This window comes from Sphingobacterium sp. HJSM2_6, from assembly GCF_049316305.1.
Taxonomy (GTDB): Bacteria; Bacteroidota; Bacteroidia; order Sphingobacteriales; family Sphingobacteriaceae; genus Sphingobacterium.
Window position 1 is genome coordinate 14,187 of sequence record NZ_JBMOXB010000012.1, and the last position, 18,801, is coordinate 32,987.

10 protein-coding genes are annotated in these 18,801 nt (G+C 38.0%); 8 read left to right on the forward strand and 2 right to left on the reverse strand.

All coding sequences use genetic code 11. From position 1 onward, the window contains the following. The first annotated feature begins 223 nt into the window (after positions 1–223). The 7 genes from ACFRAE_RS11550 (at position 224) to ACFRAE_RS11580 (ending at position 13,860) form a co-directional block, all read left to right on the forward strand. A complete protein-coding gene (locus ACFRAE_RS11550; protein ID WP_422797312.1) occupies positions 224–2,683 on the forward strand; it encodes a glycoside hydrolase family 31 protein in 2,460 nt (819 codons plus the stop codon). Between the two features lie 23 nt (positions 2,684–2,706). Next, positions 2,707–4,626, forward strand: coding sequence for a 1,4-alpha-glucan branching protein GlgB (gene glgB / locus ACFRAE_RS11555; RefSeq protein ID WP_422797313.1), 1,920 nt, complete (start codon positions 2,707–2,709; stop codon positions 4,624–4,626). Then, positions 4,623–6,038 (forward strand): glycogen synthase, encoded by a 1,416-nt coding sequence (locus ACFRAE_RS11560; protein WP_422797314.1) that lies wholly within the window; start codon positions 4,623–4,625, stop codon positions 6,036–6,038. The genes glgB and ACFRAE_RS11560 overlap by 4 nt, the downstream gene beginning before the upstream one ends. Before the next feature lies 1 nt (position 6,039). After that, complete coding sequence (locus ACFRAE_RS11565) at positions 6,040–7,311, forward strand: glucose-1-phosphate adenylyltransferase (RefSeq protein ID WP_422797315.1); 1,272 nt, start codon at positions 6,040–6,042, stop codon at positions 7,309–7,311. A gap of 570 nt (positions 7,312–7,881) precedes the next feature. Beyond that, entirely contained in the window at positions 7,882–11,049 is a 3,168-nt protein-coding gene (locus ACFRAE_RS11570; protein ID WP_422797316.1) for a SusC/RagA family TonB-linked outer membrane protein, read from the forward strand. Between the two features lie 8 nt (positions 11,050–11,057). Next, entirely contained in the window at positions 11,058–12,887 is a 1,830-nt protein-coding gene (locus ACFRAE_RS11575; protein WP_422797317.1) for a RagB/SusD family nutrient uptake outer membrane protein, read from the forward strand. Between the two features lie 13 nt (positions 12,888–12,900). Next, positions 12,901–13,860, forward strand: coding sequence for a discoidin domain-containing protein (locus ACFRAE_RS11580; RefSeq protein WP_422797318.1), 960 nt, complete (start codon positions 12,901–12,903; stop codon positions 13,858–13,860). 161 nt (positions 13,861–14,021) lie between these two features. Here the strand turns inward: ACFRAE_RS11580 and ACFRAE_RS11585 are convergent, their stop codons facing one another. Together ACFRAE_RS11585 and ACFRAE_RS11590 are read right to left on the reverse strand one after the other, a co-directional pair. After that, complete coding sequence (locus ACFRAE_RS11585; RefSeq protein WP_422797319.1) at positions 14,022–15,164, reverse strand: EamA family transporter; 1,143 nt, start codon at positions 15,162–15,164, stop codon at positions 14,022–14,024. Between the two features lie 6 nt (positions 15,165–15,170). After that, entirely contained in the window at positions 15,171–15,686 is a 516-nt protein-coding gene (locus tag ACFRAE_RS11590) for an Lrp/AsnC family transcriptional regulator (protein WP_422797320.1), read from the reverse strand. 182 nt (positions 15,687–15,868) lie between these two features. Between ACFRAE_RS11590 and ACFRAE_RS11595 the strand changes: the two genes are divergently transcribed. After that, a complete protein-coding gene (locus ACFRAE_RS11595) occupies positions 15,869–18,787 on the forward strand; it encodes an FAD-binding and (Fe-S)-binding domain-containing protein (protein WP_422797321.1) in 2,919 nt (972 codons plus the stop codon). The last annotated feature ends 14 nt before the right edge of the window (positions 18,788–18,801 follow it).

Consider the following 18,801-nt stretch of genomic DNA (forward strand, 5'->3'; position numbering starts at 1 on the left):
GGGGCTAGAATTTAAAAAGGAATACAAAAATAAGAAATTTTAAATAATTACAAGGTCATTTCTTTTTAGCTGTTTAAACAATGAAAATCGCTTGTAGGCAATCCTAGACAAATTATTCCTTAAAGGTTAACTATTTTCTAATCTATAATGGTTTTGTACAAAATATATTGTAATTTAAAACGACAATTAAGACTTGTCCTTTACTAATCATGATTTTATAACTATGGCTGATACTACAAAAAAGGAAGATTTTGCGAACGACCTTTTACCGCACACGGATTCGTTGGAAGACGGAATACAACACGTAAATAACCCAGTTCTCGATTTACCAAGGATAGAAAAACAGTTTTTGAGTCGTGTAAGTGGCTATGTGCAGGATGGGAGTGCATTCTATTTTACAGACGGACGTTCTAAAGTAGAAGTTAAGGTATTTACAGAGGAAATTATTCGGGTACGTTTGGCACCTGAAGGTGTTTTTTTAGCTGATTTTTCTTATGCCATCAGTTCTAAAACAGAATTTTATGTGCATTGTGAAGTGGAGGAGAATGAGGAGTACTACCTGGTAAAAACAAGTGCTGTCACTTGCTTTGTCAAAAAGTCAAACTTCTTTATCTCTTTTGGTGAACAAGAGGATCAGCAAATCAATACAGATTCAGCGGCGATGCACTGGGAGGAAAATCCAGATTTTGGTGGATACTATGTGTATTGTTCGAAAGAAGCGAAAGCAGATGAAGTGTTTTTTGGACTTGGAGATAAAGCTTCCAATCTGAATCTAAGGGGAAGAAGGGTTAAAAACTGGAATTCTGACACCTACTCTTATGCTTTCAACCAAGATCCATTATATAAAACCATTCCGTTTTATTTAGGAGTTACCGAAGGAAAGGCTTACGGGATATTCTTTGATAATACGTTTAAAACATACTTTGATTTTGCCTCAGAAAATCCGACACAGACGAGCTTTTGGTCGGAGGGTGGCGAGTTACAATATTACTATATTCATGGGCCACAATTAATGGATGTGGTGAAACGATATCATCGTTTGACCGGAACACATTATATGCCGCCACTTTGGGCTATAGGTTATCATCAATGTCGTTGGAGTTACTACCCAGAAAATAAGGTTCGTGAAGTAGCTTATGAATTCAGAAAAAGGGAAATTCCTTGCGATGCCCTTTACTTGGATATCGACTATATGGATGGTTATCGCTGTTTCACTTGGAATAAGCGCTATTTCCCGGATCCGAAAAAAATGATTGCCGACTTGCAAGCGAATGGCTTTAAAACAGTGGTAATGATTGACCCAGGGATTAAAGTGGATGATAATTATTGGGTTTTCAAACAAGGTCAGGAAAATAATTATTTCTGCCGACGTGGGGATGATTATTTTATGGAAGGATTTGTATGGCCTGGACGTTGTCAATTTCCCGATTATACCAATCCGGAGGTCCGCCAATGGTGGGGAACCTTATATAAAGGGCTCGTTGAAGATGGTGTTGCTGGATTTTGGAATGATATGAATGAACCTGCAGTCTTTGGCCGTGGGACCTTCCCTGATGATGTACGGCATCAATTTGATGGTAACCGTGGATCACACCGCAAAGCCCATAATATCTATGGAATGCAAATGGTACGCGCGACTTATGACGGGTTAAAGAAATTATATAAAAATAAGAGACCTTTTACTATTACGCGTGCAGCATATGCAGGTACGCAACGTTATTCATCGGTTTGGACAGGGGATAATGTAGCCACTTGGGAACATTTAAGAATAGGAACTTTACAGTTACAACGATTGTCGGTGTCTGGCTTGTCGTTCTGCGGTACGGATATTGGAGGATTTACGGGAGAACCTGATGGGGAATTATATACGCGGTGGATGCAGTTTGGGGTATTTTCACCATTTATGCGTGTGCATTCTGCCGGAGATACTCGGGATCGGGAACCTTGGAGTTTTGGTCCTGAATGGGAAGCGATATGTAAGAAATTTATAGAACTCAGGTATCAATTGTTGCCGTATATCTACAGTACTTTTTGGTTACAGCATAAATATGGAGAACCTATTTTGCGTCCAATAGCCTTGTTGGAGCAACATATTGATAAAAATTTACAGCGAGAAGAAGAGTTTGGTTTTGGACATCATATCCTCGTATCTCCAGTTTTACATCCTGGTCAAGTGAGTAAAATTGTTTACCTGCCTGAAGGGTTATGGTATTATTATTTTAATCAAAAAGCGTATGTTGGTGGACAAGAACATACGGTGGCTACACCTATGGATGAAATGCCAATTTTTGTTCGTGGCGGAAGTTTAATTCCTGAATTTCCTGTGATGCAATTCACTGGTGAACGAAAATTGGATTCTTTGAAATTGACTTTATATTATGCGTTAGGGCAACATGAAACTTATTTGTATGTCGATCATGGCGAAACTTTTGCGTATGAACAAGATGTTTACACCGAAAAGCATTTGATGATGGACTGTCAAGCTATGTCATTATCTATTGTTCAAGGGGAGCAAGGCTTATATACCCCACATTTCAGTGATTTTCATTTATATCTCATTGGTTTACCTTTTCAGGTGAATCAAATTACCGTAGACGGAAGAAAATTAGCCATTCAACAAGATGCCGAAGGGTTAAATTATGTATCTGTGGAACAGGATTTTAAGAAAGTGATTATTCAATAACAATAGGACAAATAAACCTACATATGACAAATCCCGTACAAGTATACTCCTTACTATCAGATTTTGATGTTTCCTTATTCAAATCAGGAAGACATTATAAACTATATGAGAAATTTGGTGCTCATGAACTGATCGTAGAAGGAATTAAAGGAGTTTATTTTGCGGTATGGGCTCCTAATGCAGCCCAAGTATCCGTCATAGGAAATTTTAATGGTTGGAATCCATATTCCCATCCTTTGCATGTTCGATGGGATAGTAGTGGGATATGGGAAGGATTTATTCCCGACCTTGGAAATGGGGAGGTTTATAAATATAAAATTAAATCTAATACTGGAGAGCTGCTTGAAAAAGCGGATCCATTTGCATTAATGGCTGAAATACCGCCTAGTACCGCTTCTATTGTGTCAAGTACCTGGTTTGCCTGGGAAGATTCAGAATGGTTGTATAACCGGCGGGAAACGAATGCGCTAGATCGGCCATTTTCGGTCTATGAATTGCATTTGGGGTCTTGGATGCGAAAGGCAGATTCACCAGATCAGTTTCTCAGCTACTTGGAACTTGCAGAACGTTTGGTTCCTTATGTGAAAGAAATGGGGTTTACACATGTGGAATTCATGCCGGTCATGGAACATCCATACTACCCGTCTTGGGGGTATCAAATAACTGGCTTTTTTGCTGCCAGCTCGCGATATGGAGGTCCTCAGGAATTAATGGCATTGATTGATGAGCTCCATAAGCATCAAATTGGGGTGATCTTAGATTGGGTCCCATCGCATTTTCCGGGAGATAGTCATGGACTTTATCAGTTTGATGGTACACACTTGTACGAACATGAGGATCCTAAAAAAGGATATCATCCGGATTGGAAATCCTACATTTTTAATTATGGTAGGAATGAAGTGAAATCCTTCTTGATCAGCAATGCTTTTTTCTGGTTAGAACGATACCATATCGATGGTTTACGGGTAGATGCAGTCGCATCGATGTTGTATTTGGATTATTCTAGAAAAGAGGGCGAATGGGAGCCTAATGAGTTTGGAGGAAATGAAAATTTAGAGGCGGTTACATTTTTGAAAGAACTAAATGAAGGTGTATCCAAATATTTCCCTCAAGTGCAAACGATCGCCGAAGAGTCTACTTCTTGGCCAGGGGTGAGCCGAGCCACTTTTCAGAATGGGCTAGGTTTTGGAATGAAATGGATGATGGGTTGGATGCATGATACTTTGTCGTATTTTAAAGAAGATCCGATCAATCGAAGTTTTCATCATCAAAAACTAACCTTTGCTACCGTTTATTCTTTTACAGAAAACTTTATGTTGCCCTTATCTCACGATGAGGTCGTCTATGGGAAACAGTCGTTGATTTACAAAATGCCTGGTGATGATTGGCAAAAATTCGCCAATCTAAGGTCTTTGTTTTTTTATATGTATACGTTTAGTGGAACCAAATTACTTTTTATGGGTGGTGAATTTGGTCAGACTTCCGAATGGAATGTGAATCAATCCTTAGATTGGCATTTGTTGCAGTATAAACCACATGCCGGATTGCAAAAATTAGTTAAAGAATTAAATCGAGTTTATAAAACGTATCCTGCATTATATGAAAAGGCATTCAGTCCAGAAGGATTTTTTTGGATTGACAATAATGATCAACAGCACAGTGTGTTTGTTTATGTCCGAAGAGGACATGATCTAGACAACGATTTGTTGATTGTGCTAAATTTAACACCAGTGGTTCGGACCAGTTTCAGGGTTGGAGTACCCCATTTGGACCAGTGGGAGTTGGTACTCAATTCGGATGATCTGTCTTTCCATGGGAGCGGAGTTGGTATTCGGAGTAGCGTTAAAGCGGAAGCAATTCATTGGATGAATCAATCGCAATCGATGGTCATAGATTTGCCTCCTTTAAGTGGTTTAGTATTTAAAAGAAAATTAGGATCATGAAAGTTATCCATTTAAGCGTAGAGTGTTTTCCAGTCGCAAAGGTTGGAGGATTGGCGGATGTGGTAGGGGCATTGCCCAAATATTTAAGAAACTTGGGGGTTGACGCCTCCTTGATCATGCCTTTTTACGATCGTAAATTTACGCAAGAACAGGAATTTGATCTGGTCGCTGAAGGAACTTTTTTTCAAGGCTCTAATCCATTGACCTATGAGGTCTTAAAAGAGAAAACGGATATACTTGGATTTCCTTTATACTTGATCCGAATCGTTAATTTATTGGATCGAGCAGAAATCTATTGTTATCCGGATGAGGCGGAGCAATGGATCGCTTTTCAGCATGCTTGCTTACATTATTTAAAAGTAAATAATATTCAACCTGATATCATACATTGTCATGATCATCATGTGGGTTTAATTCCATTCTTGACTAAGCATAGTACTGAATTCAACGTATTTGCTTCGGTGAAAACGGTGTTTACAGTGCATAATGGCCAATATCAAGGTTGGATGAATTGGAATAAAGGAATTATTCTTCCAGGATTTGATACTTGGAAATGGGGACTGCTTGATTGGGGGGGATTGATTAACCCTTTGGCCACGGCTATCAAGTGTTGTGATGCCTATACGACTGTGTCTGAAGGGTATTTAACCGAATTGTATCAAGAAGCTAATGGACTGCAAGATTTATTTTTTGATGAACGCGGAAAAAGTACAGGAATTGTAAATGGAATCGATGTGGCCTATTGGGATCCTGCCATTGATCGATTAATTCCATCCAATTACCAAAAAGAAACCGTAGAGGAAGGTAAATATCGCAACAAATTAGCTATAACTAAAGAATATCAACTTGATCCAGAGTTACCTTTAATCAGTTATATAGGGCGGTTTGCCGCAGAAAAAGGGGCTGATTTGTTAGCGGAGATTGTAAATCTTGTATATGATCAGCATGATGGGCAGGTAAATATATTTATTTTGGGTTCAGGTGATGAACTGATTCAAGAACAAATAAGTCAATTGAAATCAGCTTATCAAAAACATCTAGCAGTATATTTTGGTTATAATGAACAATTGGCCCATCAGCTATATGCAGCCTCGGATATGTTATTGATGCCCTCACGAGTAGAACCCTGTGGTCTGAATCAATTGTATGCATTGAAATATGGTACCATACCAGTGGTTCGAAAAATTGGAGGATTAAAAGATACGGTTATAGATTTATCGGAAGATGGCTATGGGTTTGTTTTTGATGAAGTGGATGCCAGAGAGGCAGCCTTAGCGCTAGATAGGGCAATAGGAGCATGCTTGAACAAGGATATTTTGAAATTATTAAGGCAGCGAGCGATGGAATTAGATTTTTCCTGGGATCGATCGGCAAGTAAATACATCGAGTTATATAATCAATTACTTAAATGATATGGCGCATAAAGTTGTTTCCATTGTACTAGGCGGCGGTAGAGGTACACGTCTTTATCCGCTTACCGATCAGCGTTCAAAACCCGCTGTTCCAATTGCTGGAAAATATAGGTTGGTGGATATTCCTATTTCAAATTGTTTGAATTCAGGATATAATAAGATTTTTGTGCTTACCCAGTTTAATTCAGCATCGTTGAATAAGCACATCAAAAATTCCTATAATTTTTCCATTTTTAGTAATGGGTTTGTAGACATTCTTGCTGCAGAACAAACGAGCGAAGGTGATTCTTGGTTTGAGGGCACGGCAGATGCAGTTCGTCGCACTCAAAAAAATCTAATTAATGTAGATTATGACTATGTGCTCATTCTTTCTGGAGATCAACTTTATCAGATGGATTATTCGGCTATGGTCGATTTTCATGTCAAAAATGGCGGAGAAATTACCATTGCTACCATTCCCGTGACGGCAAAGGAAGCCACAGGTTTTGGTATTTTAAAATCCAATGAAGTCAATGAAGTGGTGTCTTTTATCGAAAAACCAGCTAAGGATTTATTGCCTGAATGGACTTCAGAAGTACCTGATGAATTGCAACATCAAGGGCGTAATTACCTGGCTTCCATGGGTATCTACGTTTTTACGAAAGGTGTCATGCGTCGTTTATTGGCGGAAAACAAAGGGATGGATTTCGGTAAAGAAATTATTCCAGATGCTATTGATAATTGCAAAGTATTAAGCTATCAGTTCGATGATTACTGGACTGATATTGGAACAATTTCTTCCTTTTTTGAAGCGAATATTGGCCTGACAGAAGATATCCCATCCTTCAATTTATTTGGGGAAACAGTCTATACTCGAGCAAGGATGTTACCCCCTTCGAAAGTTTCTGGTACGACCTTGAATAATACGATTATTGCAGATGGTTGTATATTATTGGCAGAAAAAATACAACAATCTGTCATCGGTATTCGGTCTCGAATAGGCAGTGGATCGGTGATTAAAAAGGTGTATATGATGGGTACCGATTACTATGAAGAACTTACCGATGTAGTAGAAATGACGAACAGTCAGCAACCTCCACCGATAGGAGTTGGCGAACGCTGCTATATTGAAAATGCCATTTTAGATAAAAATTGCCGCATAGGAAATGATGTCCGAATTAAAGGTGGTATTCATTTACCAGATGGTGATTTTCCGGAATATACGATTTGTGACGGTATTGTTGTAGTGAAAAAGAATGCTGTAATTCATCATGGGCAAACGATAGGATTCTAAACGGATTAAACATCTATCGTGGTTGGCCACAATAGATTATTTTAGGTTACCTCGTCAAGCGATTGACGAGGTTTCTTTTTGCTTAAAAAGATTGGGTTGCTTCATTATTTAATCTCTTGTTTTCGTGTATTTTATTTACAAATGAAACTCTGGCCCTAAATTATTTCTTCAAAATTTTAAATTAAATATCTTCTTTACATGTAATTGTGACAACAGCGCATATCAATAAGTCTGTTTAATTTATTGTTTCACAATAAATTAAATTTGCTAGCTGAAGTGCATTTTTGCTTGGATTTACAGTTGATATATTTTCAATTCGCAGACCTAAACGTATAATTATTAACCCTAATCCTGTTTAAACCACTTATTTAATAAAATAATACCTAATCATTAAACAAGTGGTTAAACAACTATATGTTAATTAAAAAAAATTCATGCAAACGATTGCTTAATTTAAACATTAAATATAAGGTTAAAAGTTTGTTAAAATTGCGCAAACGTTTGCAGTTTTTTATTTAAAATTTACTCTGTATAATTACGATTATAATCAAAAAAACCACTAATTATCAGATGAAAAAAAGTAAACCAATTAACAAACCATGGGTTACTGCAGTCAAGCATTTCCCTCATTATGGTCGAGCATCCATTGTTGCTTTATTGTTAAGTCAGATGTACCCAATAGGTACCAGTGCTGCTTTTCATGAACGTACTTTGTCTTCGTATGATGTTTCAGAAGCTTATTTACTACAGAGTTTATTTACAGGTACGGTTAAAGATGCCGCTGGAAACGTATTGCAAGGCGTTACGGTTTCTTTAAAGGGACAAACTAAAGCGTTTACATCCACAGATGTAAACGGTCGATTTGTCGCGGAAGTTCCAAACAATACTGTGCTAACATTTAAGCTTGTCGGATTTATTGTCCAAGAAGTTACTGTCACTGAAAGTCAGAAGGACATTACAGTTACCTTGGAGGAAGATTTGGCGGGTATTGATGAAATTGTAGTTGTGGGTTTTGGTACTCAGAAAAAAGCAAGTAACGTAGGTTCACAAGCCACGATTAAAAGAGAGGAACTAAAAGTTCCTGTAGCCAACTTGTCAACCGCCATTGCGGGGCGATTAGCAGGGGTAGTGGCGACTCAACGAAGTGGTGGACCCGGAAGTGGTGGTGCAAATTTATTTGTACGTGGGGTAGCTACTTTTGCCAGTTCTCCACAATCTCCATTATTGATTGTGGATGGAGTTCCTGACCGCGATATCAATAATATTGATCCAGAGGATATCGAAAGCTTTACGATATTGAAAGATGCTACTGCAACGGCCGTTTATGGTACACGTGGAGCAAACGGGGTAATTATTGTCAATACGCGTAAAGGAAAAGCGGGAAAGCCTCAAATTTCTGCCGAACTACAGCAGGGGATTACCGGTTTTACCTATTTACCTGAATTCGTTGATGGACCGACGTTCATGGAATTGTTCAATGAAGGGCTTACTATGCGGGGTAAAAATGCATTTTATGCACCAGATATCATTGAAAAACATCGTACAGGAGAAGATCCAGATTTATACCCGAATGTGGATTGGTATAAGGAGTTGTTTAAAAATAATGCCACGAATAATCGGGCTAACTTAAATATTACAGGAGGAGCAGATATTGCACAATACTACTTATCTTTAGGATACTACAATGAAACCGGACAGTTTAGAACGGCAGATATTGAAAACTACAATTCAGCATTAAAAGAAGATCGTTTTAATTTCACGAGTAATTTAACGGTCAACGTAACACCTAATACTAAAATAGATTTTGGTATTAACGGTTATTTGAAAAACTTTAATGAACCCGCTCGTGGAAGAGATTATATTTTCGCACTCGCTACACAAACTTCGCCTCATGTGATTCCAGTTCAATACTCGACAGGTGAATGGTCTTTTGTAAAAGGAGCTACTGAAAATCCTTACAAAGCCCTAACGCAATCGGGTATTAATAACCGATATGATAATGTGGTTCGTTCAAATATGCGATTGACTCAGCAACTTGGGTTTATTACGGAAGGATTAAGTGCCAATGTATTGTTTGCATTTGATGCTACGGTAGAATCCATACTTACTAGAAGCAGGAATTTGCCTTCTTATTTTGCAGAGGGTAGAGATCCTGATGGGAATTTAATCTTAACCAATACAGAAACAGGTTCACCTGATTTGAGTTTTGGTTTAGGTCGCTCTTCTACTCGTCGTTTGTATTCGGAAGGTTCCTTAAATTATGGTCGTTCGTTTGGCTTACATGATGTTTCTGGATTGTTATTATTTAATCAATCGGATTTCTCTGATGCGGCTACTAGAGTCGATAATTATACCAAAGCAATTCCATACCGCGCTCGTACATTAGTAGGACGTGCTACTTATGGCTATAATACCAAGTATTTATTTGAAACCAACTTCTCGTACTCTGGATCAGATAATTTTACGCCAAATAATCGTTTTGGATTATTCTCTTCTGTCGGTTTAGGATGGGTTGTTTCGAATGAAGCGTTCTTTGAACCATTGAAAGAAACGATAAGTCATTTGAAATTGCGGTATTCTTATGGTACTTCAGGAAATTCAAATACCAATGATCGTTTCTTGTTCTTGACGCGCTATGCGCAAGAAGGAGGAGGTTATAATTTTGGTCTTCCAGGATCTCAACGTGGATTTAGCGGATATACGGAATCTTTATTGCGTGGTGATGTAACCTGGGAAACATCGTTCAGACATAATATTGGTTTTGAAATCAATTTATTTAACAACGAATTGCAATTTATTGCGGAATTATTTAAAGAAGATCGTGAAGGTGTGTTAATGCGTGGCTTGGATATTCCTTATGTTTCTGGCTATAACTCAGGCAATGTGCCTTATAGAAATATTGGAGAAACTGCAAATAAAGGGATTGATTTGACGCTTGAATACAATAAGCAAATGGAAAACGGTTTCTTTATGGCACGTGGTACTATGAATTACAATTCCAATAGAGTTGTGAAAGATAATTTACCACCTTGGGCATTTCCATATTTAGATCGTGAAGGGCATCGTATTTCACAACGTTTTGGATATATCGATCAAGGATTATTTAAAACAGATGATGAAATTGCAAATTCAGCTTCTCAAGCAGGTGATGTGCGTGTTGGAGATATCCGTTATAAAGATTTGAACGGTGATGGAATCATCAATTCAAATGACCAAACAGCTATAGGTTATGGTTCAACACCATTACTTACTTATGGTATTACTTTAGGTGGTGGTTATAAGGGTTTCGATATGAGCTTATTTTTCCAAGGAGCCGGAATGGTGGATTTAAATTATTCTAGTGGATTCTCCGTAACTCCATTTTCTCAAGGAGCTACCTATGGAAATATGTATACAAGTTTATTAGATCGTTGGAATCCGGAAAACCCAGATGCTGAAACACTATATCCTCGATTGTCAACAAATGAGACTGTGACAACCAATTATTATGGCAGTACCTGGTGGATTAACCGTGCAGACTATATCCGTCTTAAACAAGCAGAATTTGGCTATAACTTTACAGAAAAAGGTTGGTTGAATCGTTTGGGATTGGCAAAACTTCGTTTGTATGTGAATGGAAATAATTTATTCACCGTATCAAAATGGGATTTCTGGGATCCAGAAATTGGCGATGGAAGAGGAGTTGTCTATCCTATTACCAGAGTATATAACATGGGATTAAGACTTAACTTTAAATAAGACTAGTGATGAAATTAAATTATAAGAGTATACAAGTAGCCTTGTTATTGACAGCATCGTCACTAACTTTCACAGGCTGTAATGATAAATTTTTTGACGCACAACCGGATAATTTACTAAATATTGAAACTATATTTTCCAATCGTGCGCAAACCGAGAATTATTGGGGAGGATTATATTCACCTATCGAAGATGTTTGGGATCAACCTTATGGGTTTTATTGGTCAGCAATTACAGATGAGATGGATATTTCCAATTGGCAGGAATTTGCACAAAACTCTGGCGCCTTGTCGGCAGATAATGTGACGACTTCCTACGTCACGTACTATAACAAAATAAGACAATGTCAAATATTTATCGATAATGTAGATAAATGTGATGAATTGCTATTGGCTGAGAATGGTGCGACTCTTGTGAAACAATACAAAGCTGAAGCACGATTTTTAAGAGCCTATTATTATTGGGCTGTCATGAAAATGCATGGACCTATTGTTATCATGCCTATGAATGTGGATGAAGCAGCTGCAAGCAATTATCAAATTCCTCGTAGTTCATGGGATGAATGTGTGACCTTTGTTTTGGGATTAATAGATGAAGCATTGGTGGATCTTCCTGCGGAGCACTATCAGTTATCGACCAATACACCTGATGGTACCCAATTGGGACGAATTAATAAGATGGTCGCAGAGGCAGTGAAATCTGAAATAACTTTGTTTAATGCCAGTCCATTGTATAATGGAAACACCGATATGTCCAATTGGAGAAATTTGGATGGTAAACAATTGATTAATCCAACTTATGATGCTTCCAAGTGGGGAGTAGCAGCAACTCAAGCTAAAGCTGCTATAGATTTGGCTGAAGCAAATGGCAAAGGTTTATTTGTTAAACAGGGAGCAGATGCGTATGAAACCGCCTTTAACTCGGTTCGTGATGTGTTCTGGGATGGTTATCAAAAAGAAGGTGTGTGGATTAGACCAAATACGCAAAGAGAGCAATGGGAGCGTCATGCGGCACCTAGAGCGGTAGTTGGAACACCATATAATGGTTTGGCTGCTGTTCAAGAGTTGGTGGATGATTTCCGAATGGATAATGGTTTGACCATTAGTCAAAGTTCCAGTTATAATGAAAACACATATGCTTCTACTGGAAATAAATATTATGTGAATGGCACAAATACGATGTACACCAATCGTGAACCCCGTTTCTATGCTTACATCACTTTTAATGGATCGATCATACCAGGGATTGCTAAAGCCAATATGACTCGTGTAGAGTTTTATTCTTCGGGTAACTCAGGTAAAAATGGAGCACCACGTGACTGGCCTAAAACTGGATATACTGCAAGAAAAAATCTTCATCCTGGATACGGTTTTAATCCACCGAGTGTAACCAATAGAGCCGCGATGTTGATTCGTATGTCGGAGCTGTACTTGAATTATGCAGAAGCATTGAATGAGTCTCAACCCAATCATGCGGATGTATTACTTTACTTAAACAAAGTAAGAACTCGTGCAGGATTACCAGCATTGGAAAGTGGATTGTCGCAAGCAAGGGTACGTGAAGAAATTCGCATGGAACGTCGTATAGAATTATGTTTTGAAGGTAAACGTTATTTTGATGTTCGTCGTTGGAAAGTAGCTGATCAAGATGGTTATAGACAGGGCGGTGCAATTACTGGAATGGATATGACGAAGGGAACTTCTTTGAGCGATCCTGGTTTTCATAAGCGTGTAGTGGCCGTGAATCGTGCCGTATGGAACGATAAAAACTACTTTATGCCTTGGCATCAAATGGAATTAGATCGAAACAAACAATTGGTTCAAATTCCTGGATATTAATCAGTTTAACATTATGAAAAAAATTAATCAATCAATAATAGCAATTTGTCTCGGATTGTGCAGCTTAACTTCTTGTAAAGAAGATGTGCCAACCTATGAAGAGAATAATGACACCCGAGAGCAAGCTTGGTTGTCGGTGCAAAAGGCAGCTAATGGAGTTCAAGACTTGGTTTTGTTTCCTCAAATTGAAGAGCGTAAGGATGCTTTTCGAGTAAATTATGGTGGGGTAGGTTATCCTGCTGAAGATATTGAAGTTACTTTTACTCAAGATCCTTTAGCCTTAGATAGTGTAAATAGAGTGCGTGAATTGTCTGGCTTGGAACCGTATTTGCCTTTTCCAGCTGGAAGTTACAGCATCGATAAATCTTCTGCGGTTATTAAAGCAGGGACAACGAATTCAGACTATTTAACTATCACCTACAATCCTACAGATTTTGACTTATCCAAACAGTATATGCTCGCATTGAAAGCAGATAATACAATTGGTTATAAATTTAGATCTGGAAGTAGTACTATATTATACCTTGCGGCAGTAATCGAAAAAGCGCATGCAAAAACAGGTTGGACAGCTAAGGTTTCTTCCATTCATACGGGAGAATCGACTGGGGTACCTGGTGCAATCGTGGATGGTAATACAGCTACCTTTTGGCATACACCATACGATGCGGCAGCACCTAATTTTCCACATTGGGCAGAGATCGACTTTGCTGGGGAGATTTACGTTACTAAAATCGGGTTGACTAAACGTCAAGGTAATTCTACTGGATTTAAAACTTTCGATATCTTAGGATCCAAAGATGGAACAACTTGGATCACATTGGCTGAGAATCAAGTGATGCAACAGTTTGAAGATGCTATGCAAACTTTCGATATTGAACCTCAATATTTGAAAAAAATCAAATTGAATCTGAAAGATAATTTTGGAACTCATGCATACACGCATCTTGCAGAAGTAGATGCATTAGGATATTAAAATTAGGGTAGAATACATAAATGAAACGGCTGGAGCAATTGTTCCAGCCGTTTATTTTTTGAAGATCTTCAAAGTTGGGTTATTTTGTTCATGCTAATCCAACAAATTACCAGAAGTGAATGATTCCTACCATACGAATGGCGGACATTAGTTTCTATTAGTTAAGGATTCAGATCTGGAGTTTGATTTGGGTTGTGCTCTGTTTTTGGATTTTTTGGTTTCTTTTTCCCAAATTCAGCCACTTCTATAATACGTGGGATGCTGCTCTTAGGAGCCATGTTTCGAAGCTTTTGAATTTTACGTTTCCTTTTGTAGTTTTTAATCATGGAACTGTTGACATATAAATTCCAATTCATAAGCAATACACTGAATAATACGACAGCCAAACCAATGATTTGCATTCTACTAACTAAATGGTCGGTAAAAAAATGAACCAATATTAGAGCGACAATAGGATTTACATAGGCGTAAGTACTAACTTCAGTAGCAGGACGTACTTGTAATAAAAAGATGTAACAGCTAAAGGCTAGAATCGACCCCATTAAAGCGAGATAAATCATAGTTGCCCAATATTCAGGTTCTACAAGCTCGGGTTGGAACCGACTATATTCCCCATTTAATAAAGCGACGGTGGTAAACGCTATTCCTGCAACGACCATTTGCCAAGCCGTTTTGACCATGACATGTAAATCTTCTTCCTGATTTTTAGGATGATCTTTTTCTTGATTTTTTTTCTTTTTATTTTCTTTACTGTATTTGGAGAGCAAAGATCCTACTGTCCAGCCAATCGTTCCAATGGTTAGGACAATCATGGCAATCAGCTTATTTTCACTTTGTGCAGACTCTGCTTCAGGAGCGAAAATCTGCTCGGCAAATAGCATCAACACACCTATAAATCCTAAGATTAATCCAAGCAGCGTGGGCACTGATGAAAAGTTTTCTTTCCATTTTGGTTTATCTAGAATTATAAACCAAATGGCAGTTGCTGCGGATAGTATGGATACAATGGCACTTGAAATGTATTGTTCGGACCATATAATCGCAGCCATATCAATAAAAAGAAGTAAAAATCCGACCATGGCAGCATCCTTAACGGGCTTTTTAAGGTATAAGGTATATCCTTTAAACTTACAATAGGCCATTAATAATGCGCCGGCAATAATAAAGCGGATGGAACCCAATACAAATGGAGAAAAAGCATGTAATGCTTTCTCAATAAAGAAAAAGGTAGACCCCCATACGATATAGACTACTGCGTATGCAAATATGATTGTTCCTACAGTCGGACTTGCAGATTTAACCATGCTTACTTAATCTTTACTCGGAATAACTAATTTATTATCTTCTTTTACTGTTTCTAAAACAATGGTGGTACGTGTAGAGATAATTCCTTCAATTTTACTTAAGGTATTTCTCATTAAATCTACCAAACCTGCAGAATCATTGGTTCTAACTTTGATCAGGTACCCGTCTTCACCAGCAATGTCGTGAACTTCTAATACGTCTGGGATTTCTGCTAAAAGTAACCCTACTTTTTGTACTCCGATGATATCTTGTGTTTTGATAAAAATAAAAGAAAGCATTTTTTGATCTAATGCTGCAGGGTTTATTCTTGCGTTATATTGCAGGATTACATCCTTTTGCTCTAGTTTTTTTACGCGTTCAAGGATAGCAGATGGAGCCATGCCTAATTCACGGGCGATATCCGCATTGTTAGTACGTGCGTTATCTTGCATGATTCTTAGGATCTGTAAGTCAATCTGATCGAGGGAGTATTCTAATTTTGCCATAGCTTGCGAATATCGGTAATTCCGAATTAAATTCAAAATTTATAGTTAAATTTAGAATTTTATTCAGAGAGAAATTTTAGTGTTCAATCGGTATATCCTAGTATCGATAATGGTTAATAGTTGTTAAACATCCTAAAAATGGATATTAAATGAGTTTCCAAGCTTATTTTTTGTGAAACAATGTGTAAGTTTGTTTATCAATCTATCTTATAGTGTCTGTGAAATTAAAATTAGAAGCTCTTGCTCAATCTCTAATTGGAGAATTGTTTTATGATGAAAATTTAAGTCTGCATCAAACTATGCGGTTAGCATATGCTACTGATGCTTCTGTTTATCAACAAATACCATTAGCGGTTTGTATCCCTCATGAAACTGGCGATTTGAAAAAATTAATTCAATTTGCTCATGAAGAACACGTAACCTTAATCCCTAGGACTGCTGGGACTTCCTTGGCTGGTCAAGTGGTAGGAGATGGTATTGTTATCGATATTTCTAGGTTTTTCAATAACATATTGGAGGTAAACGTAGCCGAAAAATGGGCTAGGGTACAACCAGGGGTTATTAGGGATGATTTGAATGCTTATTTAAAACCCATGGGCTTAATGTTTGGTCCTGAAACATCGACTGCAAATCGGGCGATGGTTGGCGGCATGATCGGTAATAATTCTTCGGGACTGCATTCGATCGTATGGGGAGATACGCGTCAAAACTTATTGAGCGCTCAAGTTTTATTAGACAATGGACAGGAAGTATTGTTTGAATCGCTGACTGAACAGAGTTATTTTCAGAAATTATCCTCTCATGGTCGTGAAGGTGAAATCTACCGTTCCATCAACGAATTATTAACGAATAAGGAAAATATAGACGCTATCCAATCTGGATATCCAAAGAAAGATATTACGAGAAGAAATACAGGTTATGCGTTGGATGTGTTGATGGATCAATCGGAACCATTCAATTTATGTAAAATACTCGCAGGATCAGAAGGAACTTTAGGAATTATTACGGAAGCGAAAATCCAGTTAATGGCGCTACCTCCAAGTGAAATTGGCCTGTTATGTGTTCATTTCAACGATATGGTGGAATGTATGCATGGGAATGTGGTTGCCTTGAGAAATCAGCCTGAGGCTTCTGAATTAGTGGATAAGTATATTTTAGATTTCACGAAAGGACATCCAACTTACCAATATAATCGATTTTTTATTGAAGGGGATCCCGAAGCTTTATTAATTATTGAATTTAGAGGAAATACCAGTGAAGAAATTCATGATAAAGCGACGAAACTGACCGAAGAGTTGAAAGCCTTGGGATTAGGCTACGCGTATCCTTTTATCACAGGGGTAGCTAAAACAAATTTAGTTTGGGATGTTCGTAAAGCTGGTTTAGGGTTGATTCGTAATTTACCTGGTGATAGCCAACCGGTCAATTTAATTGAAGATTGTGCGGTATCACCTATTGATTTACCCAATTATGTACGGGATGTTCAGCAGTTATTGCAGGAGGAACAGATTCATGCTTCGTACTATGCACATGCGGGAGCTGGTGAATTACACATAGAACCATTCATTAATTTAAAAACGAATGAAGGTCGCCAACAGTTTAGACGAGTACTTGAAAAAACGACGGATCTTGTGTTGAAGTATAATGGCTCATTGAGTGGAGAACATGGAGACGGAAGGTTGAGAGGGGAGTTTATTGGTAAAGTATTGGGAGAGAAGGTTTATCATTTGCTATTGGAAGTCAAGCATATATTTGATCCAAATGCTATATTTAATGCCAAGAAGATTGTCGATACTCCACCCATGGATACGCAATTACGCTATGATGTTGTGCAAGACGGAAAAGGGATTAAAACCTACTTTGATTTTACGAAAGATGAAAGCATTCTCCGTTTAGCTGAAAAATGTTCGGGCTCTGGCGATTGTCGTAAATCGGAAATTAGTGGTGGAACGATGTGTCCATCTTTTATGGCTACCCGTGATGAAAAAGATACAACTCGAGCTCGTGCAAATATGTTGAGGCAGTTTTTGACCAATTCAACGCAGCAGAATAAGTTTGATCATGAGGAATTGAAGGAGGTGATGGATTTATGTTTAAGCTGCAAAGGCTGTAAAACTGAATGTCCTTCCAGTGTGGATATCGCGAAGATGAAAGCCGAATTTTTACAGCATTATTACGATGCGAACGGAAGTTCCTTTCGCTCTAAGTTGATTGCCAATTTTACGCAATCGCAGAAATTGGGTTCAATGGTTGCACCTATTTATAATTTCTTTGCAACCAATTCATTTACTTCTTCGATCATAAAGTCTGTGGTTGGATTTGCGCCGGAGCGCTCTTTGCCAGCGGTTGCAGGTACGCCATTTTCTGTATGGGCAAGAAAACAGCAAGTGATTTCCTCCGCTCGTAAGGTGTATTTATATAGCGATGAATTTACAGATTTTAACGATAGTGAAATTGGAAAAACAACCTACAAATTATTAACTGCATTGGGTTATGAAGTTTTGGTTCCAAAAATAGGGGAAAGCGGACGTACATTTTTGTCTAAAGGATTTGTAAAGAAAGCGAAAGAAATTGCTATTAAAAATGTAGCTCAAGCTTCAAAGATCATTTCTGGGGATACCCCGCTAATAGGTATTGAACCTTCTGCCATATTAACTTTCCGCGATGAATATTTGGATCTTGTAGATGATTCGATGAAAGTAGCAGCTAAGACGCTGGCATCGCATACGTTTATGATCGATGAATTCCTAGTGAAAGAAATGGATGCTGGAAGGATTCATCAGGAGCAATTTACAGCGCAAGTACAAAAAATAAAGCTGCATGGGCATTGCTATCAAAAAGCATTTAAACTAGTGGATTATACCAAACGCTTATTGTCTTTACCAATGAATTATGAGGTTGAGGTAATTCCTTCGGGCTGTTGCGGTATGGCGGGTTCATTTGGCTATGAGAAAGAACATTTCGAAGTGTCACAAAAAGTGGCTGAATTGGTTCTTTATCCTACTATCCGTAAAACGGAAGAATCAACTTTAATTGCTGCATCTGGAACTTCTTGTCGGCATCAGATCAAGGATGGCTTGGCAAGGAAGTCTTACCATCCGGTGGAAATTATGTATAACGCCTTAATTAAAAAATAATAAACTTTATATTT